This is a genomic window from Streptosporangium album (assembly GCF_014203795.1).
In the GTDB taxonomy this organism is placed as follows: domain Bacteria; phylum Actinomycetota; class Actinomycetes; order Streptosporangiales; family Streptosporangiaceae; genus Streptosporangium; species Streptosporangium album.
The window spans coordinates 872228-896645 of record NZ_JACHJU010000001.1 but is presented as its reverse complement, the minus strand read 5'-3'; the positions used below and the strand labels follow the sequence as shown (position 1 = coordinate 896645).

Annotated in this window: 24 protein-coding genes and 2 pseudogenes; 16 read left to right on the top strand and 10 right to left on the bottom strand. The window is 69.2% G+C overall.

Features of this window, described 5'->3' with window-relative positions:
• Nucleotide 1 precedes the first annotated feature (1 nt).
• Nucleotides 2-964: a S41 family peptidase gene (locus FHR32_RS04150; protein ID WP_184753073.1), complete on the bottom strand. Its 963-nt coding sequence runs from the start codon at nt 962-964 to the stop codon at nt 2-4.
• 39 nt (nt 965-1003) lie between these two features.
• Here FHR32_RS04150 and FHR32_RS47140 point away from each other — a divergent pair.
• From FHR32_RS47140 to FHR32_RS04140, 3 genes and pseudogenes are all read left to right on the top strand, one after another.
• Nucleotides 1004-1177: pseudogene (locus tag FHR32_RS47140) on the top strand (alpha-galactosidase); the annotation flags it as partial.
• Nucleotides 1156-1302: pseudogene (locus FHR32_RS47135) on the top strand (hypothetical protein); the annotation flags it as partial. The pseudogenes FHR32_RS47140 and FHR32_RS47135, both read left to right, overlap by 22 nt.
• A 29-nt stretch (nt 1303-1331) precedes the next feature.
• A complete protein-coding gene (locus FHR32_RS04140) occupies nt 1332-1469 on the top strand; it encodes a hypothetical protein (protein WP_184753072.1) in 138 nt (45 codons plus the stop codon).
• Nucleotides 1470-1602: 133 nt separating this feature from the next.
• Here FHR32_RS04140 and FHR32_RS04135 read toward each other — a convergent pair whose 3' ends face one another.
• Nucleotides 1603-2343, bottom strand: a complete 741-nt coding sequence (locus FHR32_RS04135) for a Mut7-C RNAse domain-containing protein (RefSeq protein ID WP_312881984.1) — start codon at nt 2341-2343, stop codon at nt 1603-1605.
• Between the two features lie 206 nt (nt 2344-2549).
• Between FHR32_RS04135 and FHR32_RS04130 the strand changes: the two genes are divergently transcribed.
• Nucleotides 2550-4691 carry an alpha/beta hydrolase-fold protein gene (locus FHR32_RS04130; protein ID WP_184753071.1) on the top strand — a complete coding sequence of 714 codons (2142 nt, stop codon included), beginning with the start codon at nt 2550-2552 and terminating at the stop codon, nt 4689-4691.
• Between the two features lie 29 nt (nt 4692-4720).
• On the opposite strand, the gene FHR32_RS04125 is transcribed toward FHR32_RS04130, so the two are convergent.
• On the bottom strand, nt 4721-4912 hold the full coding sequence (locus FHR32_RS04125) for a hypothetical protein (protein ID WP_184753070.1): 192 nt from the start codon (nt 4910-4912) through the stop codon (nt 4721-4723).
• A 178-nt stretch (nt 4913-5090) separates the two neighbouring features.
• Here FHR32_RS04125 and FHR32_RS04120 point away from each other — a divergent pair, with 178 nt between their 5' ends.
• The 3 genes from FHR32_RS04120 to FHR32_RS04110 all read left to right on the top strand — a co-directional run bounded on the left by FHR32_RS04120 (nt 5091) and on the right by FHR32_RS04110 (nt 7459).
• Nucleotides 5091-5765: a TetR/AcrR family transcriptional regulator gene (locus FHR32_RS04120; protein WP_184753069.1), complete on the top strand. Its 675-nt coding sequence runs from the start codon at nt 5091-5093 to the stop codon at nt 5763-5765.
• Between the two features lie 4 nt (nt 5766-5769).
• The gene (locus FHR32_RS04115) at nt 5770-6591 is read left to right on the top strand and encodes a class I SAM-dependent methyltransferase (RefSeq protein WP_184753068.1); all 822 of its coding nucleotides are present in this window, start codon (nt 5770-5772) and stop codon (nt 6589-6591) included.
• Nucleotides 6592-6955: 364 nt separating this feature from the next.
• The gene (locus tag FHR32_RS04110; RefSeq protein WP_312881983.1) at nt 6956-7459 is read left to right on the top strand and encodes a nuclear transport factor 2 family protein; all 504 of its coding nucleotides are present in this window, start codon (nt 6956-6958) and stop codon (nt 7457-7459) included.
• A 111-nt stretch (nt 7460-7570) separates the two neighbouring features.
• Here the strand turns inward: FHR32_RS04110 and FHR32_RS04105 are convergent, their stop codons facing one another.
• A complete protein-coding gene (locus tag FHR32_RS04105; RefSeq protein ID WP_184753066.1) occupies nt 7571-8443 on the bottom strand; it encodes an SDR family oxidoreductase in 873 nt (290 codons plus the stop codon).
• A 214-nt stretch (nt 8444-8657) separates the two neighbouring features.
• Between FHR32_RS04105 and FHR32_RS04100 the strand changes: the two genes are divergently transcribed.
• From FHR32_RS04100 to FHR32_RS04080, 5 genes are all read left to right on the top strand, one after another.
• On the top strand, nt 8658-8978 hold the full coding sequence (locus FHR32_RS04100) for a winged helix-turn-helix transcriptional regulator (RefSeq protein ID WP_312881981.1): 321 nt from the start codon (nt 8658-8660) through the stop codon (nt 8976-8978).
• Between the two features lie 560 nt (nt 8979-9538).
• On the top strand, nt 9539-11467 hold the full coding sequence (locus FHR32_RS04095) for a WD40 repeat domain-containing protein (RefSeq protein ID WP_221465252.1): 1929 nt from the start codon (nt 9539-9541) through the stop codon (nt 11465-11467).
• Nucleotides 11468-11731: 264 nt separating this feature from the next.
• Nucleotides 11732-12352, top strand: coding sequence for an L-threonylcarbamoyladenylate synthase (locus tag FHR32_RS04090; protein ID WP_184753063.1), 621 nt, complete (start codon nt 11732-11734; stop codon nt 12350-12352).
• A 370-nt stretch (nt 12353-12722) separates the two neighbouring features.
• A complete protein-coding gene (locus FHR32_RS04085; protein ID WP_184753062.1) occupies nt 12723-13070 on the top strand; it encodes a DUF3885 domain-containing protein in 348 nt (115 codons plus the stop codon).
• A gap of 10 nt (nt 13071-13080) precedes the next feature.
• Nucleotides 13081-13572 (top strand): hypothetical protein, encoded by a 492-nt coding sequence (locus FHR32_RS04080; RefSeq protein WP_184753061.1) that lies wholly within the window; start codon nt 13081-13083, stop codon nt 13570-13572.
• 182 nt (nt 13573-13754) lie between these two features.
• Here the strand turns inward: FHR32_RS04080 and FHR32_RS04075 are convergent, their stop codons facing one another.
• On the bottom strand, nt 13755-13901 hold the full coding sequence (locus tag FHR32_RS04075) for a hypothetical protein (protein WP_184753060.1): 147 nt from the start codon (nt 13899-13901) through the stop codon (nt 13755-13757).
• 296 nt (nt 13902-14197) lie between these two features.
• Between FHR32_RS04075 and FHR32_RS04070 the strand changes: the two genes are divergently transcribed.
• Nucleotides 14198-14545: a hypothetical protein gene (locus FHR32_RS04070; protein ID WP_184753059.1), complete on the top strand. Its 348-nt coding sequence runs from the start codon at nt 14198-14200 to the stop codon at nt 14543-14545.
• 48 nt (nt 14546-14593) lie between these two features.
• On the opposite strand, the gene FHR32_RS04065 is transcribed toward FHR32_RS04070, so the two are convergent.
• Nucleotides 14594-15955, bottom strand: coding sequence for an NAD-dependent succinate-semialdehyde dehydrogenase (locus tag FHR32_RS04065; RefSeq protein WP_184753058.1), 1362 nt, complete (start codon nt 15953-15955; stop codon nt 14594-14596).
• A 24-nt stretch (nt 15956-15979) separates the two neighbouring features.
• Complete coding sequence (locus tag FHR32_RS42805) at nt 15980-16789, bottom strand: FAD-dependent oxidoreductase (protein WP_221465251.1); 810 nt, start codon at nt 16787-16789, stop codon at nt 15980-15982.
• 1123 nt (nt 16790-17912) lie between these two features.
• Between FHR32_RS42805 and FHR32_RS04050 the strand changes: the two genes are divergently transcribed.
• Together FHR32_RS04050 and FHR32_RS04045 are read left to right on the top strand one after the other, a co-directional pair.
• A complete protein-coding gene (locus FHR32_RS04050; protein WP_184753057.1) occupies nt 17913-20156 on the top strand; it encodes a WD40 repeat domain-containing protein in 2244 nt (747 codons plus the stop codon).
• A gap of 242 nt (nt 20157-20398) precedes the next feature.
• The gene (locus FHR32_RS04045; protein WP_221465250.1) at nt 20399-20569 is read left to right on the top strand and encodes a hypothetical protein; all 171 of its coding nucleotides are present in this window, start codon (nt 20399-20401) and stop codon (nt 20567-20569) included.
• A 166-nt stretch (nt 20570-20735) separates the two neighbouring features.
• Here the strand turns inward: FHR32_RS04045 and FHR32_RS04040 are convergent, their stop codons facing one another.
• Nucleotides 20736-21527 carry a MerR family transcriptional regulator gene (locus FHR32_RS04040; RefSeq protein ID WP_184753055.1) on the bottom strand — a complete coding sequence of 264 codons (792 nt, stop codon included), beginning with the start codon at nt 21525-21527 and terminating at the stop codon, nt 20736-20738.
• 23 nt (nt 21528-21550) lie between these two features.
• Nucleotides 21551-22438, bottom strand: a complete 888-nt coding sequence (locus FHR32_RS04035; protein ID WP_221465249.1) for an alpha/beta fold hydrolase — start codon at nt 22436-22438, stop codon at nt 21551-21553.
• Between the two features lie 469 nt (nt 22439-22907).
• On the opposite strand from FHR32_RS04035, the gene FHR32_RS04030 reads away from it, so the two are divergent.
• On the top strand, nt 22908-23201 hold the full coding sequence (locus tag FHR32_RS04030; protein WP_221465248.1) for a site-specific integrase: 294 nt from the start codon (nt 22908-22910) through the stop codon (nt 23199-23201).
• Between the two features lie 30 nt (nt 23202-23231).
• Here FHR32_RS04030 and FHR32_RS04025 read toward each other — a convergent pair whose 3' ends face one another.
• Nucleotides 23232-24404 (bottom strand): MFS transporter, encoded by a 1173-nt coding sequence (locus tag FHR32_RS04025; RefSeq protein ID WP_184753054.1) that lies wholly within the window; start codon nt 24402-24404, stop codon nt 23232-23234.
• Between the last annotated feature and the right edge of the window lie 14 nt (nt 24405-24418).

Sequence of the window (24418 nt, the reverse complement as noted above, 5' to 3'; positions counted from 1 at the left end):
GTCAGCGCGGCTGGAGAGAAGCGAGGGCCTCGCGGGCCTCGGCGGCCACCGCGCGGCGGGCGCCGTCCTCGCCCAGCGTGAGGACGTGTCGCAGCGCCAGGCCGTAGGCCCGGTCGAACGTGTCCTCGGCCGCCGTCTCGATGTCCGGCGCCACGCCGACGCCCTCCCAGTTGTCGCCCCTGACCGGGTTGACGGCGCGGCCCGAGGGGACGGCCGACTTCAGGTGCGGGCCGACGCGGTAGCGGGTGCCGGGGTTGGCGCCGCCCCTGGTGCGCTCGCCGACGATCGTGGCACGCTCACGGGTCTGCAGGTCGTAGGCGAATTCCTCGGCTCCGGAGAACGTCAGCGGGCCGGTCAGGACGTAGATCGGTCTGTCGGGGCCGAAGCGCGGGCCGGGGACGTAGGGCAGGGTCCAGGACTGGTGGTTGTCGCCGGTCTCGCGCCAGTAGATGGAGTTGAGGTGGGTGGGCTCGTCGAAGCCGAAGAGGTAGCTGCAGATCAACGCCACCATGCCGGGCGAGCCGCCCCGGTTGCGGCGCACGTCGAACACGAGCGCGTCGGTGTCGGCCACCAGCGTCATCGCCGCCACCGCCCGGTCGCCGGCCAGTTCGGGCCAGCAGAACGTCGTCGTGTCGATATATCCGACATTTCCGGGCAGGCGCTCCACGCGGGCGAAGCCGTACCCCGACAGGGAGATCTCCGCCCGGTACAGGGCGGTGTCGACCGGATCGTCGACCGGCACCTCGTCGATGCTGTGGATCAGCCGCAGGTGCTTGTCGCCGTTGACCGACTGGAGGTCCTCGGTCACCGCCTCGGCGAAGGCCTCGTCTCCGGAGATCTCGGCATAGGCGCCTTCGTTCAGCCGCTTCCGCAGGAGCTCCGCGACCTCCGCCCCGACCTCGGGGAAGACGTAGTGCTCGACCAGTTGCGCGCAGAGCGCCTCAATCTGTGGTGACCAGTTCATAGCCATGGACTGTAGTGTTCCGGCGACAATTCCCGATCTATCAGGCCAAGGTCGTGGAACGCGCGGACGGTCCGCGGGGCCGGATGGCTGCCGTGCAGCGCTTCTCGGGCCCCAGCGGAGAGAGCCTACGGCTCCAGCAGGCATCCGGAGACGGTCAACCCCGACAGCGACCTCTACCGCGCGCACCCCGACTGGGTGATCCACCAGCCCAACCGGTCCCATACGACCCTGCGCAACCAGCTCGTGCTCGACTTCGCCCGGCCCGAGGCGGCCGGCTGCGCGCCGGCCACCCGGGGCTCCGCATCGAAGGCTGCGCCGGGGGCGGCGGGCGGGTCGACTTCGGCATGCTGAGCCGTACCGACGAGGTGTGGACCTCCGACAACACCGACTCGACGCGGAGCGGGGGACGGGCCACTCCGGGGCGGTGCTGCTCAGCCACGGTCTCCGCCTGGACCTGCCGAGGGGCGACCACGCCAGCGCCCTGGTCCGCCTCTCCAGGTCGTGAATCGGCACGGCTTCCGCCCGGCGAGAGAAGACCGTCCTGGTCCACTCCGCAAGGTCGTCAGCCGGTACGGCTTCCGCTCCGGCCGACGGAAACCGTCCACCCACGCGGATCGGCGGGCGCCCGGGCCCCGCATCTACGGATTGGAACTGACCACGCGCACCGCCGACCGCACGATCTCTTCCAGATGGTCGCTGTGCGCGCCGCGCCAGTAGATCCGGCCGCACTCCGGGCAGCGGCCATAGGCGTCGTAGGAGCGCCGGGTGCCGGCCTCCAGCTGGCGCTCGATCTCGCCCTTGTCGACGGGCGCCAGCTCCCCGTTGCAGGCCGTGCAGCGGGTCCACGGCCGCAGCGGGGGAGCGAACCGTTCCAGCAGGTCGCTGAGCTGGTCCTGTGGCCTGTTGCCCCGCACGTAGGCGCCGAACCAGAGCGCCCGGCGGCGCAGCAGGCCGTGGTCCTGGGTCAGCAGCACGCGGCGTTCGGCGTTCGCCTCGACGACCAGTGAGGGATCGTCCATGTCGTTGTGGTAGCTCGCGTCCACGCCCAGCAGCCGGAGCCGCCGCGCGAGGGTGCCGAGATGGACGTCGAGCAGGAACCGGGGCGCGAGCTGCCCGGGCTCGAGGGGCACCCGCTGGGGGCGGGGCATGGCGTGGACGCGGATCACGTCACCGGCGGCGGGCTGGTAGGCCGGGCCGACCACCACCTCGCCGGCGGTCATGGACCCCACCTCCGGCAGCGGAACGCCGACCGACTGCACGACGTGCCCCAGCGTCGAGGTCCCGTCGGGTGTCACCCGCTGCCACTCGCCTCGGCGGCTCGCGGGCAGGAACAGCAGCAGTTCGGCGTCGATGCGCAGACGCACGTCAGATTCGGCCACCCTGTCAGCATGCCATCCCGGTGGCGTCCGGCCATGTCGGCCTCCACGGGGCGCGGGTCAGGTGCACGGGCATCTGACCCGCGGCCGGAGACGTGCCTATTGACATCGGCGGTGCGGACGGAGAAACTCGCCGGAAACAATCTCAAGGTCCACGTATGCGGACCTATCTGCTGTAAACGTTTACAGCACGACCAAGGAGTGACCCGATGGCCGTTTCGCGATGGCGCGGGCTGGGTGTTCTGGCAGCTCTGGCCCTTGTCGCCCTGCTGGCCGTACCGGGTCAGGCGCAGGTCGGCAAGATCCAGGCCGGCACGATCACCGCGGCTTCCGCGCAGTCCGCCGCGCTCGGCGGACCCATCGCGTACAACGTCTACCTGCCGTATGGCTATGCCCGCGGCACGCAGCGTTACCCCGTGCTCTACCTCCTCCACGGCAGGGGCGACACGATGCAGGCGTGGACCCGGGTCAAGGAGACGCTGGACCGGATGATCCAGGACGGGCGGATCCCCGGCCTCATCGCGGTCATGCCGGACGCGCCCTGGAACGGAGGCGGCAGCTGGTACGTGGACTCGCGATACACCGGCACCGACGCGCCCGGCAGGCCGGTGGAGACCGCGTTGACCCGCGACCTGGTGAACCACGTCGACTCCACCTACCGCACCGCGCCGATCCGCAACGCGCGGATGGTCGGCGGCTACTCCATGGGCGGCTACGGCGCGCTGCGCTTCACCCTGGCCCACCCGGACCTCTTCGGCGGCGCGCTCGTCCTCAGCCCCGCCGTCTACACGCCGCTGCCGCCCGCGGACTCGTCGGCCCGCGACTACGGCGCGTTCGGCCTCGGCGACCAGAAGTTCGCCGACGACGTGTACAAGGAGCTCAACTACCCGGACCTGCTGACCGGCATGGATCCCGATCGGCCCGTGCGGCTGTTCATCGCGGTGGGCGACGACGAGTACGCCAACCCGGACCCCGCCGACGCGCACCACGACCTCGACTTCGAATCCGAGGCGCTCTACAACACGGTACGGCGGGCACCGGGCATCTCGGCGGAGATGCGCATCCTGGACGGCGGCCACGACTGGAGCGTCTGGGCGCCCGCGTTCGAGCAGGGCATGGCGGACCTCGGCCCCACGCTGAGCGTGGTCCCGCCGGCCGGGCTGCCCGCGCCGTTGTACGGCACCGCCGGCACCGACTGGGCGGGCGGCGTGGCGGCGCACGCCGACGGTTCGGTGACCCTGGGGCTGGCCGCCAGCGGTCCCGTCGACGGCCGGCCGTACGCGGGCAAGCTGGACGCGGTCCTGATCCGCCGGAGCCCGGACGGCACCACCCGGTGGACGAGGCAGCTCGGCACCGCCGCCGACGAACGCCTGTACGGCGTCGCCGCCCTGCCCGACGGCGGTGTGCTGGCCGCCGGCTACACCAAGGGCGACCTGGACGGCCACCATCCGGGCAACACCGCCGACGACGCGTTCGTGGTGCGGCTGGACGCGAGCGGCGCCGTCCGGTGGCTGACCCAGTTCGGCGCGGCCGACGCGGCGGACCGCGTCTACGGGCTGGCCGCCGCCCCGGACGGCGGAGGATACGTGGTCGGCTACACCAAGGGCGCGTTCGCCGGGACGAACAGCGGCGACAAGGACGCCATCCTGGCCCGGATCGGCGCAGACGGGCAGATCGCCTGGACGCGCCAGCTCGGCGGTGCCGGCGAGGACAAGGCCTACGGCGTGGCCGTGGACGACACCGGCGTCTCCGTGGTCGGCAGCGACACGGCAGGACTGCCCGGCGCACCGGCGCTGGGCGGGCTGGACGGCTGGATCGCGAGATACGGCGTGGACGGCACCCCCCAGTGGGTGTCCGCCGTGGGCGGCAGCGGCGACGACCGGCTCAGCGCGGTGACGGTGACCACCGCCGGACTCGCGGTGGCCACCGGTGAGAGCGACGGCGACCTCCTGGCCGTGGCGTACACCTCCGGCAACAGGCAGAAGTGGCGGAAGACCTTCGCCACTCCGGCTCCGGACGCGGGCGCCGGCGTGGCCGCGCTGCCCGGCGGCGCCGTCGAGGTGATCGGATACACCCGCGGCCGGGTCGGCGTGGCGGCAGGTGGTGCCGACGTGCTGGCCGTACGCCTGTCGGGCACGGGGGAGCAGCAGGCGGCCGCGCAGTTCGGCACGGCACGCGACGACGGCGTCGACCCGTTCGCCGAGCCGGACCTCTACGCGACGCCGACCCCGGACGGGAACGTGCTGGTGACCGGGCTGACCTACGGAACCCCCGGCGGCGGCACCGCGCCCGGCAACGGCGACGTGTTCCTCGCCGCCGTCGACCCCGCCACCGGCCTGCCGCGACCGTAGCCCGGCCCGGCCCGGGCCGGGCCGGCTCGTCAGAGGTGAGGGCCAGGTCCGCCGCTTCCCTCGGCGTAGTCGGTGGCCTCGTCTCCGGAGCCTCCGGAGGGGGAAGGCCGGACGGGCCAGAGCGCGGGGTCCACGGACTGCTCGGTGACCGCGACGTCCGGGCGGAAAGGTCGCAGCAGGTCGGAGGTGGCCGGGTCGTACACCTCCATGGTCGAGGTCATCACGTAGCGTCCGGCCCGCCCCGCGAAGACGCGCCGCGCTGTGGCGGCCTGCTCCGGCCGCCCTCAGTCTGCCGATCCGGCCGCCCCGGCCCACCCGGTACATCGGCGTGGTCACCGCCCTCCGGCGGAGAGAACCAGACCCTTGCGCCGGATTAAACAACTGTATAGTGTTCTAAACATGCGTTCAGCACATTCGAGTGGTCCCCCTTCCGCGGATCTGACTGCTCAGGCGAAGATCCGTAACGCCGCCATCGCCCACTTCGTCCGCGACGGTTTCCAGAAGGCGAATCTGCGGGCCATCGCGGCGACGGCGGGGGTCAGCGCCGGCCTGGTCATTCACCACTTCGGCAGCAAGGAGGGACTGCGGAGCGTCTGCGACGAGTACGTCCTTCAGGTCCTGGTCCAGAGGGCGCACGATGACGCACGTCCAGCCGGAATGCAGGACGTGCTCCGCGACTACCTGTCGAACCCCGATGCCTACCGGCTCCAGGTGCAGTACATGGCACGCGCGATCGAGGACGACTCACCCGCCGCCGGCACGTTCGTGAACACGATGGTGGACGAATCCGAGGCGATCATCAGGGCCGGAATCGCGGACGGCACCATGCGCCCGTCCTCGGATCCGCGAGCGCTGGCGGTGCTGAGTGTGCTGACCAGCCTGGCCATGCTGACGATGGCGCCACCCCTGGCGCGTTCGCTCGGTTATGAGAGCTTCGGCCCCGAGGTGCTGCGCCGGATGGCACTGCCGTCGCTTGAGCTCTACACCCGCGGCCTGTACACGGACGACGCTCCGCTGAAGGCGGCCCGGGACGCTTTGGCCGATCCGGATCCACAGCAACAGAAAAAGGACTGAACACATGGGAATCTCCCTTCCGGCCTTCACCCCTGTGGAAGACAGCCTGTGGCTGACGCTGTGCGGCAGGGCGCTCGACAACCGCAGGCCGCGCTCCATCCTCGGCGACAGGACGGCCGACGAGATCGTCCGAAAACTCGACTACGACTGCGCCAGGTTCAAGCTCAGCGAGAGCCCCATCATCGGCATCGCGCATCGGGCCAAGAAACTGGACGAGATAGCGGCGAATTTCATCGCCCGCCACCCGGACGCGGTCGGGCTCGACCTGGGAGCGGGGCTCGACAGCCGGATGTTCCGCATCGCCCCGCCGTCCACCGTCGACTGGTACGACGTCGACTTCCCCGATGTCATCACCGCTCGGCAGAGGGTGATGACAGAGCGCGCGAACGCCCACGGCATAGGCACGGACCTGACCGACCCGGACTGGCTGGACGCGCTCCCCGCCGACCGGCCGGCCGTGATCGTCGCCGACGGCCTGCTGGCGTTCCTCGCCGAGGAAGACATGATCTCCCTGCTGAACCGCCTCACCGGTCATTTCCCCAGCGGAGAGATAGCCTTCAACGGTTACAGCAGATTCGCCATCTGGGCGGCGAAACGCTACCGCGGCACTCAATCCATCGCAGGCCTCCTCAAGTCTCCCGGCTTCGACGACCCCCGCGAACCGGAACGCTGGGTCCCCGGTCTGAAACTGGTCAAGGAAATCCTGCTCACGCGCGAACCCGAGGTCGCCGAGTTCCCGCCGGCCCTCCGTATGTTCAACCGCCTGTCGGCACACAGCGCAGCCTGGTCCCGAAAAGGAACCACAGTCCTGCGTTACCGCTTCTAGCCCTTCGGCCGAGCACTCTCGCGAGCCGGCGGATTGTATTTCCGACGTACGCGGCCGGCTGCCTGTTCCGCTGACGGCCGGTAAGCGGGTGCGCGGTCGAAGTCGAACGAGGGCGGCGGGTCACGGGAGTGAACAGAGCGCCGCCCTCTGTGTCCCCGGTGAGCCTGACGCGGAGGGACCCGCCAGAAGTCCGGCGGAAGGGTCCCCGGGGAGCGGGCAATCATAGGTGTCCATGTTCCCTGCCAGGGGAGACCCTTGCATGACCACCTCCCTTGACGGCCCGGTCATCGATCCCGACCGGTTCGCCGTCGTCCGTCGCTCGCGGCGGTCGTTACATCGTTGAGCAGCGTGTTCGGGACGTCCTGTGGCGGAATCGGGACGGGAGCCGGCTGAAGGAACGCAAGGACCTGTCCGCCGCACCTCTCACGTCCGCCGACGAGCAGGCCTGGCAGGCCGCCGGCTCGCCGCCGCTCTGCCAGGCCAAGGACGGTTGCCGGCTCGGCAGAACCGACGGGAATCGCGACGTTCTTCACCGAGGACGCGGAATGGCTGGCCCCGCCCCGGGAACGCGACCGCCGTCGCACTCGGCGCGACGCACCACATGGTGGGCAGGGACGCCATCGTCCACTTCCTCACCGTCGACTTCCCACGCATGTTCGTCGCCGATGTGACGGTGGACTTCCGCGGGTTCTCCGCCGACGGCGATGTGGTCGTGGTGGAGGAGACCATGCAGGCTACGCCGGCCAACGGCAATGTCTACCGCAACGACTACTGTCTCGTCTTCGAGCTGCGGGACGGGCTGATCCATCGGGTGCGCGAGTACATGGACACCGCCAACGGGCATCGCATGATGTTCGGCGACTCCTGACAGGCGAATCGCCAATCAGCCTTTTCGTCCTGATGTTCCTCCGGCCGCCCCGAGACAGTGCATCGGAGCGGCCGGAAGGCTGGAGTCTTTCAGGTCGCCGAGGCGGATGCCTCAGGACGCCGGGGACGCCAGCGCTGTCGCGATCGAGTCGGCGATCGGCGTCGTCGGGCGGCCGATGAGCCGCGAGAGGTCGCCCGGCGTGAAGGACAGTGCGCCCCGGCCGATGGCGTTGTCCACGTCCACGAGGATCTCGGCGAAGGACGCAGGGACCCCCGCGCCGGTGAGGCGCGCCTTGCGCTCGGCGGCAGTGACGGAGGTGTGGATGACGTTCTTGCCGGTCTGCCGCGACACCTCCTCGGCGAACTCCTCGAACGACCACGCGGTGTCGCCGCCCAGTTCGTATGCCTTGTTCAGATGCCCGTCATTTTTCATGACGACCGCCGCAGCCGCGGCGTAGTCGGTGCGCGGGGCAGTGGCGATGCGGCTTCCCACAGCGATGTTGGTGACGATGGCGCCACGCTCCACTATGCCGGGGAGGTCGCCGACGTACATGTCCGAGTACCAGTTGTTGCGCAGGAAGGTATACGGCAGACCGGAGTCGAGGATCATCTGCTCGGTCTCGCGATGGTCGCCCGCGAGCAGGAAGTCGGCCTTGGGCCCGCCGAACACGCCGACGTACCCCAGTTGTGCCACGCCCGCAGCCTTCGCCGCGTCGATCACCGCGGCGTGCTGGGCTGTGCGCTTGCCTACGTCGGTGCCGGAAATCAGCAGCACGCGGTCCTCGGGCCGGAACGCCCCCGTGAAGGTCTCGGGCTGGTCGTAATCGGCGATGTGCAGTTGAATCCCCTTCACGACCAGATCGGCAGCCTTCTCCTTGCTGCGTGCGACGGCCGTGACCCCGTCCGCCGGTACCCCCGCGGCAAGCAGATCCGCGATGATCATACGGCCGAGCTGTCCGGTCGCCCCAGTGATGACGATGCTCATCGAAGTGCTTCTTCCCATTGAATGTGTGTCATAGGTGCATGTCCTGCACCCGGAGCTCACCCTACGATCGGTACTGGTTTTTCTGTAAGTACCCACTTTGAAGTAAGCTACTGGTGTGAACGTAAGGGAGAGGTCGGTATCCGGAGGGCCCGTGGTGTCCGAGGCGTTCGGATCGCCGCCGAACGTCAATCGCGCGGAATGCCCCTCACGGCTGGTGCTCGAACATGTCACCAGCCGCTGGGGCGTGCTGATCCTGGCCGCACTGCTGGAGCGCTCATATCGCTTCAGTGAACTGCGTCGCCACGTCGGAGGTGTGAGCGAAAAGATGCTCGCGCAGACCCTCCAGGCCCTGGAACGCGACGGCTTCGTCCACCGCGACGCCAAGCCCGTCATCCCACCACGCGTCGACTACTCGTTGACGCCCATGGGCCATGAGGTCGCCGAGCAGGTGTGGACGCTGACCCGGTGGGTCGAGGACAGGCTGGACGACGTCTTCGAGGCACGCGAGGCGTACGACGGAGCGCGGGAGCCTTGAAGCTGTAGGGCCTGTTCCGGGTTTAGATCATGAGTTCGCGGGTTCTGCCTCGTGACACGTGCTTGACCTGGTAGAAGCCTGGGTGTGGCGCGAGGTGATCTGACAGACGGTGAGTGGGAGCTGGTCGAACCGTTCCTGCCGATGGGCGAGCGGGGTCCTGTCCCCGGCCTGCGGCGGCAGTTCGACGCATCGAGGGCATCAAGGTCCGCGGCCCCGTCGGTCACGACCCCGAGCTGTACAGGGAGCGCAGCTCCGTCGAGCGTTGCATCAACAAGATGAAGGAGTGGTGGGGCCTTGCCACCCGCTACGACAAGACCCCCGGCAGCTACCTCGCCGGACTCCACCTACGCGGCGCCGTCCTTTGGGTCCGCAGCCTCGCGCCCGCCACACGACCTGAACTCAAAACAGGCCCTAAGACCAGGTCCAGCGGCGTTGCGTACCGGCGCCCGGTCAGTGCCCGGTCAACGTCGACGAGTCGCACCCAGAGTCGGTCTGCCTCGGCTGAGCGCACTGCGCGTGGGCCGGTCAGCAGGTGCGGCAGGGGCTCGTCAGTGAAGGCCATGATCGCCGCGATTCTCTTGCTGGCATGCGCCTCGTGCTCGGCCGAGAAGCCGGTACCTCCCCGTACGGCGGCGCCGATCACGCAGGCGGCCACCCCGCAGGCGGCCACCCCGCAGGCGAAGCCCCCGATCCAGAGCGACCCGAAGGGCCACATCGACGTCACTGAGGTCGCGATCGGCGAGGTCAAGGGCCGGAAGGTGGTGCTGAGCGCAGGACGGGAGGGCCTGGTCCAGGTCCGAGACGCGACCACGCTGCGGCCGATCGGCAAGCCGATCCCCGGCCTGGCCCCGATCGAGTACACCGTGCTCGACGGCGTCCCGCTGGTGCTGGTGACCACGCGCCAAGGGACGGTCGAGGCATGGGACCTGCGCAGCCGTACCCGGCGTGGACCCGCGCTCGCGGCGGGCGAGGACGTGCGCGCGCTGACCGCGTACGAGGGGATCGCCGTGACCTGGTCCGAGGAGGGCGTCAAGTCGTTCGACGTAACCTCGGGCAGGCTGCGTCATCGGATCTGGGACTGGAACTCCGGCGAATGGCTTGGCGTGGCCGACGTCCAGGGGGTTCCCGTCCTGCTCGCGGGCACGTCGGAGTTCTTGCTGTCCTACGATCTGCGCACCGGGCGGGCGCGCGGCGGCGAGCTGGAATTTTCCGACGAGATGGGTGAGCGGGATGACACTCCACCGAGCTTCGAGGACCTGGAGGTGGCGACCATAGGCGGCCACCCCGTGGTGCTGATGCCGACGGACCGCTACGGGGTGCGCGTCTACGACCTGGTCACGCGGTCGTTCCTGCCTTGGATCGAGCAACGTCACTACGGCCGCTCCGATGCCGACGACACCGCGCTCGCGACCCATCGCGGCACGACCGTGGTGCTCTCCGTGGAGGAAACGCCGCGGTCGGATGACCGAGATCTCGAGGGCGGCGCCGAGATCGTCGCGTGGAACCCGGAGAACGGCCAGACCGTCACCTCCTTCCGGGTCGACGGCCCGGTGAGCACCGTGGCCGCGGAGGGGGGCCTGGTCGTAACCGGCGGTCCCGACAACGCGGTCCGCTCCTTCGACTTGGCATCGGGGCGGGAACAGGCGGTGGCGCACGGGTCGGACGTGGACCGCGCGCTCGGCATGGCCGTGGATGGAACGATCGGAATCGCCGACGACGGCAGCGGCTGGCAGGCCTGGGACCTGACCACCTACAGCAGGATCGGAACGCGGGTGCTGACACCGCACTACCTCACCTCGGTCGCCGTCGGCCGCCACCGGGGGCGGCGCATCGTGGTCACCGGCCACGGAGAGGAGGACCCCTCGGTGCGGATCTGGGACCTGGCGAACCGCAAGGAGCTCAGGTCACCGCTGACCGGCTTCCGCGCCGGAGTCAGCCAGGTGGCGGTGGCCAGGCTCGGCGGCAGGACGCTGATAGTCGCGGCAGGAGACGGAAAGGCCTACGACGAGGACGACCACGACTTCGATGACCCGCGTGCGGAGAGCACGCTGCGGGTGTGGGATCTCGAGAGCCGCTCGCCGGTCCACTCGCCGATGCGCATAGGCAAACGGCAGATCACCGGGCTCGGCCTGGCGAAGGTCAACGGCAGGCCGGTCGCGGTCACCCTCAGCGAGGGCTCCGTTCAGGTGTTCGACCTGGAGGCGGGCCGGCGCGTCAACGGCTGGGCCGTCAGCGGCTTCCCTCAGGCGCTGGCGACCGGCATGTGGCGGGGCACCCCGGTGATGGCCATTGCGGCAGGCAAGCAGCTCCTGGTCAGGAATGTGGCGACAGGGGCCGACCTCATTCCGCCCGTCAAGCTGAACAGTTCGGTGACCAGCCGAACCCTGGCCATGCGTGGGCACATGCTCGTCGTCGACGACCAACTCGACGACCAGACGAGCCACGTCATCGTCGACATGGCCACCCGGCGCGTGGTGACGTCCTTCTGACTCATCCCTTGCATGTTCCGCTGCCCGGAGGTGGCGGACGGGTCCTGCGCCTGCCGTACCTGCTCGACCTCGTCCGCGGCCTGGTGGCACAGATCCTCTCACCAGGCGAACCAGCCAGGTGACAGAATCTACGCCCGGTTTGCAGCCGAACGACTCCACGAGACTCGGGACACACCAGTAACTCCAAACCTCACCCGGCACCTGCGGGCCGTCTTCGCGGGTCGTGTGTCATGCGGTGGAGTGTCCGCTTCTAAGCTCTGGGGTGTGGCGAAGTACTTCGATGTGCATCCGGACAGTCCTCAGCCTCGGCTGATCAACCAGGTGGTCGAGCTTTTGCATACGGACGGGCTGATCGCGTACCCGACGGACTCGTGCTATGCGCTGGGGTGCCGGCTGGGCAACAAGGAGGGCATCGACCGGATCAGGGAGATCCGCAGCCTCGGGAGTGACCACCACTTCACCCTGGTCTGCAGGGACTTCGCCCAGTTCGGCCAGTTCGTGCATGTAAGCAATGCGCTGTTCCGCTCGGTCAAGGCGGCGACCCCCGGCGGTTACACGTTCATCCTGCCCGCGACCAAGGAGGTGCCGCGGCGGTTGCTGCATCCCCGGAAGAAGACGGTCGGCGTCCGGATCCCCGATCACGTCGTCACGCAGGCGCTGTTGGCCGAGCTCGGCGAACCGCTGGTGTCGAGCACCCTGCTGCTGCCCGATGAGACCGAGCCCTTGACGCAGGGCTGGGAGATCAAGGAGAGGCTCGACCACGTGGTGGACGCCGTCATCGACTCCGGCGAGTGCGGCGCCACCCCGACGACGGTCGTCGACTTCTCGCAGGGCGAGCCTGAGATCCTCCGCCGAGGCACCGGAGACCCGTCCCTCTTCGAGTAGGCGGCCGGCACCATTCACGGCGCCGCGCCGTCGCCTTGAGCCGACGGCGGCGATGTCGTCTACCCCGGCCACCGCATGATCTTCAGCCCCAACAGGTGGAGTGACCCGGTAACTCTCATTAGGTCAGCGGGTGTGGGTGGTCCATCCTGGACGGCCTTGAACGGTCCTGAACTGCAACGGGAAATGCAACTCGTGGTGGTCGGTAGCTGGGCGGCAGCCGTACGCTCGCGCCATCTTCAGCATGCCTTGGCGGGCTGCTTCGGCGAGTCGGCTTCCGCGATCGGCGCGGGTCTGCGCCGATGAGATAACAGTGCCAGGCCGGAAATGGTTTGCTGGCGTCATGCGTGATCTCTAGCCTGCCTGAGTGCAGATGACCGAGATATCGGGGTCAGGGTGGCCGGAACTGTCGGTGCTGTGGCGGAGGCAGTGGCCGGAGTGCCCACCGCTGGCATACGAGCTGAAGAACGTCTATGCCGATCGGTGGGTCCGTTTCCACAGCCTTCCCGACTCGCAACGCTACCCCGACGACGAGAGCGAGTACGCGATCCTGTTGTATCGGCACAACACCGTCCTGGACGAGTTCTTCACCGGGCAGCGGGTCCACATCGTGACGGCGACCTATGGTGCCGGAGAAGAAACCGTCGGGATCTCCGCGGCGGGCGACCGGCTGAAGGCGGCGCACTCCGACTGGCTGTCGAGGCACCCTCGTGGCCTCTGACGCTCAGGCGGTGCGCATCGTCCCCATGGTGGAGATACGCCCGATCGACGTCTTTCAAGCCTGGATGGTCGCTGATCTGGATGCCTTCAGCACGATCGCGATCTCCGGCCACCTCACTCCTGCCGAGATCGGTGCGGTCATCGCCACTCTGGCCGAGGTGCATCTGCGTGATGAAGATGGGTTAGACCTGGCCGAGGCGGATGCCAGCACCGTGATCAGGGCGCTTCTTGAACAGGACGACCTGATCCTTCCGGGTGGCCTGGAGGTACGCGACCTCAACGCCGGCCCGGCCATCGTCCCGGGGTGCTGTTGTGGTCTGGAATCCTGGCGGGAGTGGTCACAGGTGCTGAGCGGCGAGTATCCGTGGCTGGGCCATGATCCGACGCCGAGAATCGCGCTGGATGGCGACCGTATACGTGTGTGGCAGGACAGCCACGTCGAAGGCGGCGACAGCGTCGACTTGCCGGTCGCCGTTCCGATGGCGGGTTGTGGCGGGTCCTGACGGCGCGTTCCGGGGCATGCGAGCACGCATCGAGCACGCTGCGCCTGGGCGGCGGCGGCCACCTCGTCCTGGATCTCGCTGTTGCGCAGCCCGAGTCGTCGCAGTGTGGGCAGCCCCGTTCCCGACAGGATGCCCTCCATGTCGCCCACGGTGGCGTCACCTCCGTAATCGGAGACGCCGAGTCACAGCTCCAAGTGCTCCAGCGTGGGCAACTCGCACTTCGAGAGGGCGCGGACGACGTGGCCGGGCAGCCCGCCGGTTTCGAACCGTAGGACGGTGAGGTGCTCGTGCCGCACGGGGCGCAGCCGCAGGCCCTCGCTCCCGCGCACGTCCAGCCGCGGGGGCGCGGAGTTCTGTCCTACCAGGTTCGGGCGACAATTCCGGGAGCGGTCGTTCACGGCTGTGGCTCGCCTGGTCGCCGGACAGAAGGCGGTGCACCGTCGGGCGCGAGATTGCGGTGCGGCCGAAAGTGTCGGCGCGGCCGTGGCGTCCTGACTGTACCGGCGCGACTTCGCACCGCAGTGGGCCGGCCCCGATAACGACGTGAAGCTCATCCTGGCGATGATCGCCGACCGGCCGCTCGCCCGCCGAGGCGACCGCCCATGCTCGCGACTACCTGCGTCTGTTGCCCGCGTCCCCCGGCCAGGTCGTCGAGCTGGCCATGAAGTGCCTGCGCGCCTGCGACGGTCTGGCCGTCGAGCTGGCCCTCGCCCACGCGGACGGCATGAGCGAAGAGGGGCGCGCCACCGTGCGGGAGGCGATCGAGCTGCTCGCGCCCCACCTTGGTCACCGGGCCGCCATGGCATTCGTGGGCGGTACGGTGGCCGAGGCCGAGCCCACGTTTCTGCCGCCACCGCTACCCGCCGCACCCGAACGCGCCGGCGGCCTCGCGCCCCCGATCGAGCCGGTCGGGTTCTCTAGATCGGCGATAAGGAAGGCAACTGAGGGCTCAGTTTCGAGAGCGGGGGCGTGATGAGGCCGACGGATCCGGAGCCGTCGGCCTCATCACGCGGCGGCGCTGTCAGTCTGCGACGAAGAACATCCGCTTGTTGACGAACTCGTCCATGCCGAGGGGGCCGAGCTCGCGGCCGAACCCGGAGCGCTTCACCCCGCCGAACGGAACTTCTGCGCCTTCACCGGCCGGGGTGTTCACGTTCGCCATCCCGGTCTCGAGCAATGAGGCCACGGATGTGGCTCGATCCACGTCGGTGCTGAACACCGCGCCACCCAGTCCGTACTGCGTGTCGTTCGCCAGCTCCAGAGCCTCCTCGTCGCTGCCGACCTTGTAGACCACGGCGACCGGCCCGAACAGCTCTTCGCCATAGGCCCGCATGTCCGGGGTGACACCCGTGAGGACAGCAGGCGAGTAGTACGCCGCCGGGGCGTCACTGAGCACACCGCCGGCATGCAGTGTCGCTCCCTTGCTGACCGCGTCGTCGACCTGGGCCGCGAGCGTCTCAGCAGCCGCCCGAGATGACATCGGGGCGAATGACTCCGGCTCGATCGCGAGCGCTTTCTGGGTGAGCTCCGAGACGAAGTCATCGAAGATGTCATGCATCACGATCATGCGCTTGTTGGAGTTGCAGGCCTGGCCCATGTTGTACATGCGGGTGGCCCACGCCGTCTCCGCCGCCTCCGCGACGTCGTCGCTGTCGAGGATCACGTAAGGGTCCGAGCCTCCCAACTCGAGCACGCACTTCTTCAAGTTCCTCCCCGCGAGCGACGCGACGATCGCACCGGCCCGCTCGGACCCGGTCAGCGAGACGCCCTGCACCCGTGGGTCGGCGATAATCGTCTCGATCTGCTCGTGGGTCGCGAACAGGTTGACGTACGCGCCCTCTGGCACGCCGGCGTCCTTCATGATCTGTTCGACTGCGAGCGCCGACCTCGGCACCGACTCGGCGTGCTTGAGGATGATCGTGTTGCCCAGCATCAGGTTGGGCGCCGCGAAACGGGCGATCTGGTAGTACGGGAAGTTCCACGGCATGATCCCGAGCAGGGGGCCGACAGGCAGTTTCTGTACGACCGCCTTTCCGCCTGAGAACGTCTTGATCGGCTGGTCCGCAGCGAGCGTCGGGCCCTCGGTCGCGAAGTAGTCGAAGATCGCCTGGCAGAACTCGACCTCCCCCACTCCCTCCGAGACCGGCTTGCCCATCTCCTGGGTCGCGATCGCGGCGAGCTCATCCGCGCGCTCGGCGAACAGTGCTGCGACCTTACTGACGATCTCGGCACGTCGGGTGATCGGGACGTCCTTCCACGTCGCGTACGCCGCAGCGGCGGCCGTCAGCGCGGCCTCGACGTCTGCGTCGGTCGCCGGCTCGAAGGTCTCGACGACCTCGCCCGTCGCCGGGTCGGTCACCTGGTAGGCGGGACTGCTGCTCATCGTCGTTCTCCTGTCTGGAGTGGTTCAGCCGGTGCCGGGTCGGGCACCGATTGTGGGTGTCGGCGGTGCGGAGCTGTGCGCCGACGCGTCCACTCCTCGCTCGCCCAGTCGCTCTCGAAGTAGACAACAGGGTCGAGCGTCTCGGGCCCGAAGTACGGGGCGACGGCAGCCCAGCAGATGTTCACGGCGCGCCTCGGTGACAGGGGTCGTCATGGCGTCGGCCTGCTGTACGTCTCGCGGCCCGGCTTCGATCATGTCGATCAGAGCTGTCTGGTCTGGGGAGACCCACTGGCCGCTGAGCTCGAGCGTCGCTCCGCCGATCTCTTTGGTCCAGAGACTACCGCCGGTGCGTTCGCGTGCTTCAACCACGGTGCGAGCTTGTCGAGCCCGCGGGCCAGGATGGTGGCGGTCTTGCTGCCGGGATCTGCACATCACCAGCAGGTCATCGGCGAACCGGACGATCACACCATGCTCGACCACCCACCGGCGGCCCCGCCAAGCCTCATCGATGACGACTTGAAGAGCATCGTGAGTCGCGCGTTTCGGCCGGAACCCGAAGCTGCACGTCGCGAAGTCCGCCTCGAACACCGGCTCAAGCACGATCTTCAAAGCGGCCTGCACGACCCGGTCCCGAACCGTCGAGATCGACAGCGGCCGGTACTCCTCCGCCCGTCCCGGTTTGGGGATCATTACCCCGCGCGCGGGCAGCGGACGGTATCGGCCTTCTTGCAGTTCGGCGGCCGGCTCGTCCACAAGGCGGACTGCCTCGTACTCGTGTTCGATCTGGTCCAAAGTGGTCCGGTCGATGCCGGGTGCGCCGTTGTCGGCGCGCACCGCGGCCCACCCACGCCACAGAACGTCCCTGCGGGAGACCTTGTCCATGAGCGCGTGAAACCGTCGCCCGGGATCGGCCTTGGCCGTCCGGTAAAGCGTGTGCTGCAGGGCACGCACCTTGTCCAAGGGAGCCTTCACCAGGGCGGTGGGACCAGCCGAAACCCCGGCACTCACCGGGCACCTCCATCTGCCCCAGCATCATCTGGGGCGTCTGCATCAGCACGCGTCGACGAAGCAGGGGCCCTTCCCTCACCGCCGGTTATGCTGTCCGATCGGCTCAAGCGGTACTACGGCCCCCTCCGACGCCCACCCGGCCAGTGATCCACTTCCCGAGGTCATCGGTTATGGGACACCACGCTCCGGCAACACGACTGCGCAGGTCACCGGGCCGGGGAGGGCCTCTCCAGTTCCCGCCGCCACTATCTGTACGTTCCACGCCCTCTACGCCGGGGGATCCTTCACGGCTGCATCTTCAGGATCTTCACCGCTTCCATGGCCTTCGCCCTTCTCACCCGGGCTCGGCATCCCCTCGCCCCACCCGTCACCGGGTGAGAGATCTAACGACGCGGCAGGCTTCGCTTCATGCTGCGGACCGCACAGTTGCACGCCCCCAAGGGACGCTTGACGCTGGGCTTCGACCCCGACCGTTTCCAGACGGAGCCGCCAGCCTGCTACCGGGCTCCCTGACGACTACCCGGACCGGACTCACACCGGCAAGCGACGACGAACTTACGAGATCAATCGTTAACCACACATTTCGATCAACCACCTATCCCTACTGGACACACGTGAGAAAGATCTTGCTTCTCGTTGTGGCGATGAGCTGGTCGAATGCGAAAGGGCCAGGCGGTTGGAGCCCGCTGACGCGAGGGCACGGCCCCGGGACACACCGCCCCGACGCCCTGCATAACCTTCCGCGACCTGCGACGCAGCGGCGTACCGCCAATGGCTGTTCCGCTGTTCCTCAACCCCGGCCCTGGGGCGCGGTGTGCGGCGCGATCGCCGTAGCGTTGATGGCCAAGGACGGCGGTCTGGTGAACGCCCCGCGCCCTCGGGTGGCCCCGGCACGGCCGTTCCGCGATCCATCCGCGACTGTCGCCCATGTCCGTTAATGTCTGGCGACATGATCATTTCTGGCAAGTTCCCCGAGATAGCCGAGGATCCCGACGCGGCACGGGAGACGCTGGGCGCCGCCGACTGGTCCGCGTTCACGCCCGAACGCGACCTGCCGCCGCTCCGCGCCGCGCTCACCGCGTTGGAACGGGCGCACGGCGTCACCGAGGCGCACCGCTACGCGACCGGAAAGATCAAGGCGTACGGAGCCCTGCTCCGCCATGCCGACACGCACCGGGCCAAGGTTCTGACGCACGCGCTCAGCCCCTGCGGCCGATACCTGGCGATCGGGAGCAGGGTCGGCGAGGAGTTCGACGACGGCGGCGTGCTGCAGATCTGGGAGGTCGCCACCGGCCGGTGCGTCAACGTCATCGACGGAATTCCCGGCGGCGTGGGCTGGGAGAGCGACCGGCACATGATCCAGTGGTCGGCCGATGCCTCCCGGGTCGCGGTGGTGCACGAAAAGTCGAGGGTGGGGGTCTGGGAATCGTTCGGCGACCCGGAGAGCTCGGCGGGCGAGCCGATCGCCCAGGTGAACGTGAGTGATTCGCGACCGTGCTTCGCCTTCGCGCCCGACGGCGAGCGCGTGGTGATGTGGGGCGGCTGGTACCGGGATGAGCAGCGGGGCCGGCTCGTCTCGCTGGAGGACGCCGATGACATCGAGGACGTCGAGGCTCTGGTACCGGTCGAGTCGCTGTCTGAGAAGATGCTCGCCGTGCTCGACGGGGAGCCGCTCTGCCTCGACTGGTCCGCGTGGTCGAAGGACGGCGAGCGCGTCTACGGATACGAGGAGTCCGGGTGGGCGTGCTCCATCGACGTCGCCTCGCGCAGGGTCGCCTGGCTGAGGGACACCCACGACCTCGACGGCCCGCTGCCGGCCTGGAGCCCGGACGAACGGCACCTGGCCCACCAGCGGGACGGCCAGCTGATGATCAGTGACGCGGTGACCGGGGAGCCGGTGGCGGCGCACGCCGCCCGCCCGGGTGCCGCGCTGCTGTCCTGGGGCCCGGCCGGGCGGCTGGCGGTCGTGGTGCCCGCGGACGACGACGCGGGCGCGCGCCCGGGCGTGAGCATCCTCTGGGCGAGCGGCGAGCACGACTATGACCTGGACCTGGCGCTCAGCCCGACCAGGTATTTCACGCCCGACCTCACCGCGTGGGCGTGGTCGCCCGACGGCGGCCGGGCCGCGTGCCTGACCGACGAGGGCCGGGCCGAGGTCTGGGACCTGGGCGAACGCCCCGAACGACTGCGGACGATCGAGGTGCCGGAGGGCGCCGAGGGGGTGTTGTGGGGCGCGGACGACATGCTCGTCATCGTCACCTCGCTCGACGAGGGCAACGGGACGATTCCGGGGCTGCGGTTCGTCCGGGCCAGGACGGGTGAGGTGGTCGGCGCATTCCAGTTCCTGCGGCAGCCGCCCGGTGAGAACCCGCTGGTCGAGGACGGGGACGACTTCGGCCTGGACTTCGAGCCCCATCCCGCTTTCGCGCTGGACGCGCGCACCTGGGGTGCCGCGTTCGAGCCCGGCCTGGTGCTCGCCCCTCCCGGCCGGGAACGTGACCTGGACGCGCTGCTGGCCTGGTCGGTGGATCGCCGGTTCGCCTGGCCGGTGCGCTGGGGCGGCCTGGAGATCTTTCCGAACGCCCCCGCGGCCGCGGACGGGGCCGCCCCTCCCCTCGACGAGCTGGTCGAATCCTTCCGCGGCAGTACCCCGAGCCCGGCCGAGCCGCCCGCGTGGCCGCCGCCGAACACCGCGACCTTCGAGGACCTGCTCCGGCTCGCCGGCGAGGTGGTCGAGCGGGTCAGGGCGGGCGACCCGGCGGGCGTGCACACCCGCGGGCTGCCACGTGAGATCGCGAAGCTGCACGCGTGGCGGAACGAGGCGGACCGGGCGCGGCGGTTCGTCGAGCTCTGCCCCGACCGCCTGCAGATCGCCCCGTGGATCGAGCAGATCCTGAGGGAGGCCGATCAGGGGGACGCGGCGCCTCCGGTGCCCGAGCCGCCGACCCCGGAGGAGATCGCCGCTCTCGTCGAGGCTCATGAGAGGTTCCTCCGGACGCCCCGCGGTCAACGCTCGGGCGCGAACGCCGAACTGGTCCGGCAGGCCGCCCACGCCCGCCACATCTCCGCCGTCCTTGATCTGCTCGAGCAGGCGCCGCTGGAGACCTACCTCGGCCTCGGTTCGCACGACCGGCACTACCTGACGTTGTGCGCCCTGCGGATCGTCGCCACCGGCTCCGACGGGGAGATCTAGCGGTGATCGGGGTTGAGGAACAGCGGAACGGCCGTTGGCGGTGAGAAAGATCTTGTTTCTCGTTGTGGCGGTGAGCTGGTCGAATGCGAAAGGGTCAGGCGTTCAGGGCCCGCTGACGCGAGGGCGCGGCCCCGGGAAACACCGCCCGACGCCCTGCATGGCCTTCCGCGACCTGCGACGCAGCGGCGTACCGCCAATGGCTGTTCCGCTGTTCCTCAACCCCGATCATGGTAAATGTCCTGATGCTGCAAGATGTCCTCGCCGAGCCCGAGTGGGCCGCCCTGCTCACACCGGTCGACCGGCGCGGCCTGACCCCGCTGTTCTGGCTGCATGTGCGTCCCTACGGCGAGGTGCGCCTCGACCTGAACGCCCGACTGAGCATCGGCACCCTCGGCTCGCTCGGCGGTGCATGAGGGGACAGAACTGGCGACCTCGCGTAATCCACTGTCGTGTATTCGGTCCGTCGCTCGGGTTGTTGCGATCGGACCAAGCCGTCGCCTCGCCCGGCAGGACCCTGCCCGCCGTCACCGATAGCGCCCGGATCGCCGTACTGCGGTGTCTTCCTGCCCGTACTGGACACTATCGGGGAGCCGTACCCGGTGTGGGGGCCACGCGCTCGAGCTTGGTCCAGCCCGTCCATCCTCGCTGCTTCAGCAGCTCGATCAGCCGACGCGCCGGCGGCACAGTGTCGAACGCCAGCGTGTCCATCAGCTTGACAAGCGGTGACTCGATATCGGTGTCGTCGACATAGTCCTCGCCCCGCTCGTCGGCCACACGCGTGATGTAGGCGGCCAGCTTGTCGGCTAGCTCGACCAGCCGCGGGTCGTCGTCGGCTCGGTCGAGAGCCCGGCCCAGGGTGAGGTAGAAGTCGACGAGGCGCGGGTCGGCGATCTGCTCCCGCTTGCGTGCCATCCACTCTGGGACCCGCTCGGGTGAGTGCGCGGCCAGCGGGATCCAGCCGTCGCGTTCGGCCTGGACGATCCGCTCGTCGACCCCGAGCGCCCGCAGTCGGTCGAGATACTCGACCACCTCCGAGGGCAGCGCCAGGCTGTCCCCGGAGGCGAGCCGGGCAATCCGCTCGCGATGCCGCTGTCGCTCGCGGATCTCCGCCCGCAGCCGCTTGTCGATGTCTGTGATCGCTGCGGCGAACTCCTCCTCGTCGGCCCGCAGCAGCTCCCGCACCCGCGTCAGCGGGACGCCGGCCTCGGCGAGGGTCCGGATCCTGATCAGCTCGACCACGGCGCCGGCGTCGTACCTGCGGTAGCCGGAGTGGTCCCGCTCCGGCTCCGGCAGCAGCCCCTTGGCGTGGTAGTGCCGCACCGCGCGCACCGTCACTCCGGCGTACGACGCCAGTTCGCCGATGGTCAGCATCAGGCCGGCCTCCCAGGAATCGCTTACGAGGCCGGGTCTTGTGCACTCCGGATGATCTGGGCGATCTCCGGAGCGTGGGTGAAGACCAGCCCGTGGTCGGCGTTGAGCCAGGTGGTGGCGATGTGCGGGTGCTCGCGGACAAGTCGCTCGACGCCGGCACGCCAGTTCTGGTTGAACCGCGGCGCGTGCCCTTCGCCGTCGTCGCCGGCCATCGAGGTCGACATGATCATGCTGATGGGCCGGTCGATCTTTCTGTATCGGTCGAGGATCTCGGACCGGACCACATCGACCTCGACGTTCAGGTCGAGAATCTCCTGGGCGGTGAGCAGCACCCGACGCGCGGTGCCCCGCTCGGCCTCCTGCTGCGTCGCCAGGTCCTCCCACATGGCGCGGAACTCCGGCAGGACGGCCTCGGTGATGAACGGTTCGGGCACCGGGTTCGCCCCGTCGATGAGGACAAGCTCGGCGACGGCGCCAGGATGCTCGCAGGCGTAGTGCACGGCCAGGTCCGCGCCCAACGAGTAGCCCACCAGCACTGGCGCCGCGGGCAGGCCGAGGTTTCCCAGCTCCGCCATCACCGCGACGAGATCGCTGAGGAAGGCCTCGAAGGAGTACCGGTCGGCGGCCGAGGCGAGGCCATGGCCCCGCAGGTCGAAGGTCACCACGTCGTGGTCGGCCCGCAGCAGCTCCGCCAGCTCGTGCAGGTCGGCCTGCGTCGAGTTCAGCCCAGGGCACAGGACCAGCGGTCGTCCTCGGCCGTCGCGAGACACCGGGATCGTGACGCCGTCGTGGTGGATCGTGAAGTGCCGCATCGTCCTGTCGCCTCTCTCAGCCCGCTCTCCATCATCGTCGTGGTCGCCGTCCGAATTGCGCAGCCCGGCGACTTCGATCGCACTGGTTTCCGTGGTCATGCCACCATGCTGAGAGCTTGACCCTGCGTCAGGGTCAAGCGGCGCGGCGACATGACGTCCGCACACCCGCGACCGCCGACTTCCAGGCCACGCCCTCCGCCGCCCATTGTTGCCGGCTGTCAATGGCGCCATCACCGATGCCATCCGCACTCTGGCCAACGCCGCAGTCGTATGCAAACCCGAACAACCCCAGCGTTGAACTATTCGTCCACAGCGTTCGCAGGATCCCGCAGCGGCTTCAGGACAGCCCCCGTTCGGTTGCAGCGATCCTGCTCACCGGACTGACCGCCCGCTGACCCAGATTCCGACGTGAGAGGCGGCGTCGGGGGTGTTGTAAATCGTTCGTTATCTTGAGCCTGGGAAGCACTCTCTTTCACGTTGAACACGGATGACTCAGTTTGCGAGATCTGCCTGCTGGACGTGGTTATCTGCCGCTGTCCATCACGTGGATCTCGCGGAGGAGCGATGCGTGTTCAGCGGGTGCTGTTGCCCGACAGCCGGCGTGAGTCGTGGACAGTGCTCGATCGAACGGTCCCCAAACACGGTCAAGGCATACGCGCGCGATCTGAAGGACTGGTTCGTCTTCCTGCACCGGCAAGGGCTTGACTGGCGGGACGTCCGGTTGGAAGACGTCGCGGAATTCATCGCGTCGCTGTGCAGGGCGCCCGTGGCGCGCGACGGCTCGGTATCGCTCCTGCCTTCCGTGGAGCATCACTGCGGCGAGGCGCCGGCAAGTGGCAAGCTGTCGGCGCGCGCTGAGTAGGGAGGAAGACCGGCCCGGCGGAGCCGGTCTTCACCTGACGCGTCCGGCCAGCCAGAAGAGCGCGAGGGCGGCCAGTTCGACGCCGGCCGCCACGCCCGGCAGCCAGCCGCTTCCGTGCCCGCCGAGCACGAGTCCGCCGACCGCGCCGCCGACCGATGCCCCGACGTAGACGGCGCTGCTGTTGAGCGCGAGCGCCTGCGGCCCCGCCGGGCCGGCCAGGGCGAGCAGCCGGGTCTGCGCGGGCGGCGGGATCCACCAGGACACGGCCGCCCATACCAGCAACAGCGGCAGCAGCGCCGGCAACGGGACCGGCCGCAGGAACCAGCAGGCGCTGAAGACAGCCATCACCGCCGCGAACCCCACGACCCCGGTGATCAGCGCTCGATAGGATCCCCATCGGTCGGCGGCCCGCCCACCGAACTGCCCGCCTGCGAACCCGGCGAGGCCGGCCAGCACGAACACCCACCCGAGCTCGGCGGGTCCCGCCCCGGCCAGGTCATGCAGGAACGGCGAGAGGTAGGTCAGCACCATCATGCTGCCCAGGACGATCGCCACGATCCCCAGCAGTCCCAGCAGGACCCGAGGGCCGGCCAGCGGCGCCAGCCGGTCCCGGATGGGCATGGCGGGCGCAGGAGGCGTCTCGGGCAGCGTCCTCCTGATCGCCACCAGCGCAACCAGCCCCAGCGCCCCGCCGAGGCCGAACGTGGCCTGCCAGCCGAACGCGGCGCCCACCCAGGTGCCGATGGGCACGCCGAGCGTGAGTGACCCGGTCAGCCCGCCCATCACCAGTGCCAGGTAGCGCCCCTGCCGCCCTTCGGGGGCGAGGGTGGTCGCGATGGCGTACGCGGCGGGCACGACGGCCGCCGCCGCCACCGCGGCCAGCATCCGCAGCCCCATGAGCAGCGCGTACGAGGTCGTGAAAGCCCCGGCCCAGTTCGCCACCACGAACACCGCCAGCGCCCCGGTGAGCAGCCCGCGCCGGGGCCAGGTGGCGGTCACCACGGAGGCCACGGGCGCCGCCAGCGCGAACGCGAGCGAGAAGACGGTGACAAGCTGCCCGCCCGCGGCCTCGCTGACACCGAGGTCCGCCGAGATCGCGGGCAGCACCCCGGCGATCACGTAGTCGTCCGTGGCGAAGGCGAACGTGGTGAACACCAGGGCGAACAGCCACGCGGGCAGCCGCTGCCGTACGGCGACAGGCATGGATATCCCCTTGA

What these genes read in the sequence shown, in the direction of transcription:
- FHR32_RS04130 (WP_184753071.1), top strand. Translation starts at nt 2,550, where the DNA reads ATGGCCGTTTCGCGATGGCGCGGGCTGGGTGTTCTGGCAGCTCTGGCC.
- FHR32_RS04025 (WP_184753054.1), bottom strand. Translation starts at nt 24,404, where the DNA reads ATGCCTGTCGCCGTACGGCAGCGGCTGCCCGCGTGGCTGTTCGCCCTG.
- FHR32_RS04065 (WP_184753058.1), bottom strand. Translation starts at nt 15,955, where the DNA reads ATGAGCAGCAGTCCCGCCTACCAGGTGACCGACCCGGCGACGGGCGAG.
- FHR32_RS04095 (WP_221465252.1), top strand. Translation starts at nt 9,539, where the DNA reads ATGATCGCCGCGATTCTCTTGCTGGCATGCGCCTCGTGCTCGGCCGAG.
- FHR32_RS04120 (WP_184753069.1), top strand. Translation starts at nt 5,091, where the DNA reads ATGCGTTCAGCACATTCGAGTGGTCCCCCTTCCGCGGATCTGACTGCT.
- FHR32_RS04035 (WP_221465249.1), bottom strand. Translation starts at nt 22,438, where the DNA reads ATGACCACGGAAACCAGTGCGATCGAAGTCGCCGGGCTGCGCAATTCG.
- FHR32_RS04040 (WP_184753055.1), bottom strand. Translation starts at nt 21,527, where the DNA reads ATGCTGACCATCGGCGAACTGGCGTCGTACGCCGGAGTGACGGTGCGC.
- FHR32_RS04085 (WP_184753062.1), top strand. Translation starts at nt 12,723, where the DNA reads ATGACCGAGATATCGGGGTCAGGGTGGCCGGAACTGTCGGTGCTGTGG.
- FHR32_RS04050 (WP_184753057.1), top strand. Translation starts at nt 17,913, where the DNA reads ATGATCATTTCTGGCAAGTTCCCCGAGATAGCCGAGGATCCCGACGCG.
- FHR32_RS04105 (WP_184753066.1), bottom strand. Translation starts at nt 8,443, where the DNA reads ATGAGCATCGTCATCACTGGGGCGACCGGACAGCTCGGCCGTATGATC.
- FHR32_RS04045 (WP_221465250.1), top strand. Translation starts at nt 20,399, where the DNA reads ATGCTGCAAGATGTCCTCGCCGAGCCCGAGTGGGCCGCCCTGCTCACA.
- FHR32_RS04115 (WP_184753068.1), top strand. Translation starts at nt 5,770, where the DNA reads ATGGGAATCTCCCTTCCGGCCTTCACCCCTGTGGAAGACAGCCTGTGG.
- FHR32_RS04125 (WP_184753070.1), bottom strand. Translation starts at nt 4,912, where the DNA reads ATGACCTCGACCATGGAGGTGTACGACCCGGCCACCTCCGACCTGCTG.
- FHR32_RS04150 (WP_184753073.1), bottom strand. Translation starts at nt 964, where the DNA reads ATGAACTGGTCACCACAGATTGAGGCGCTCTGCGCGCAACTGGTCGAG.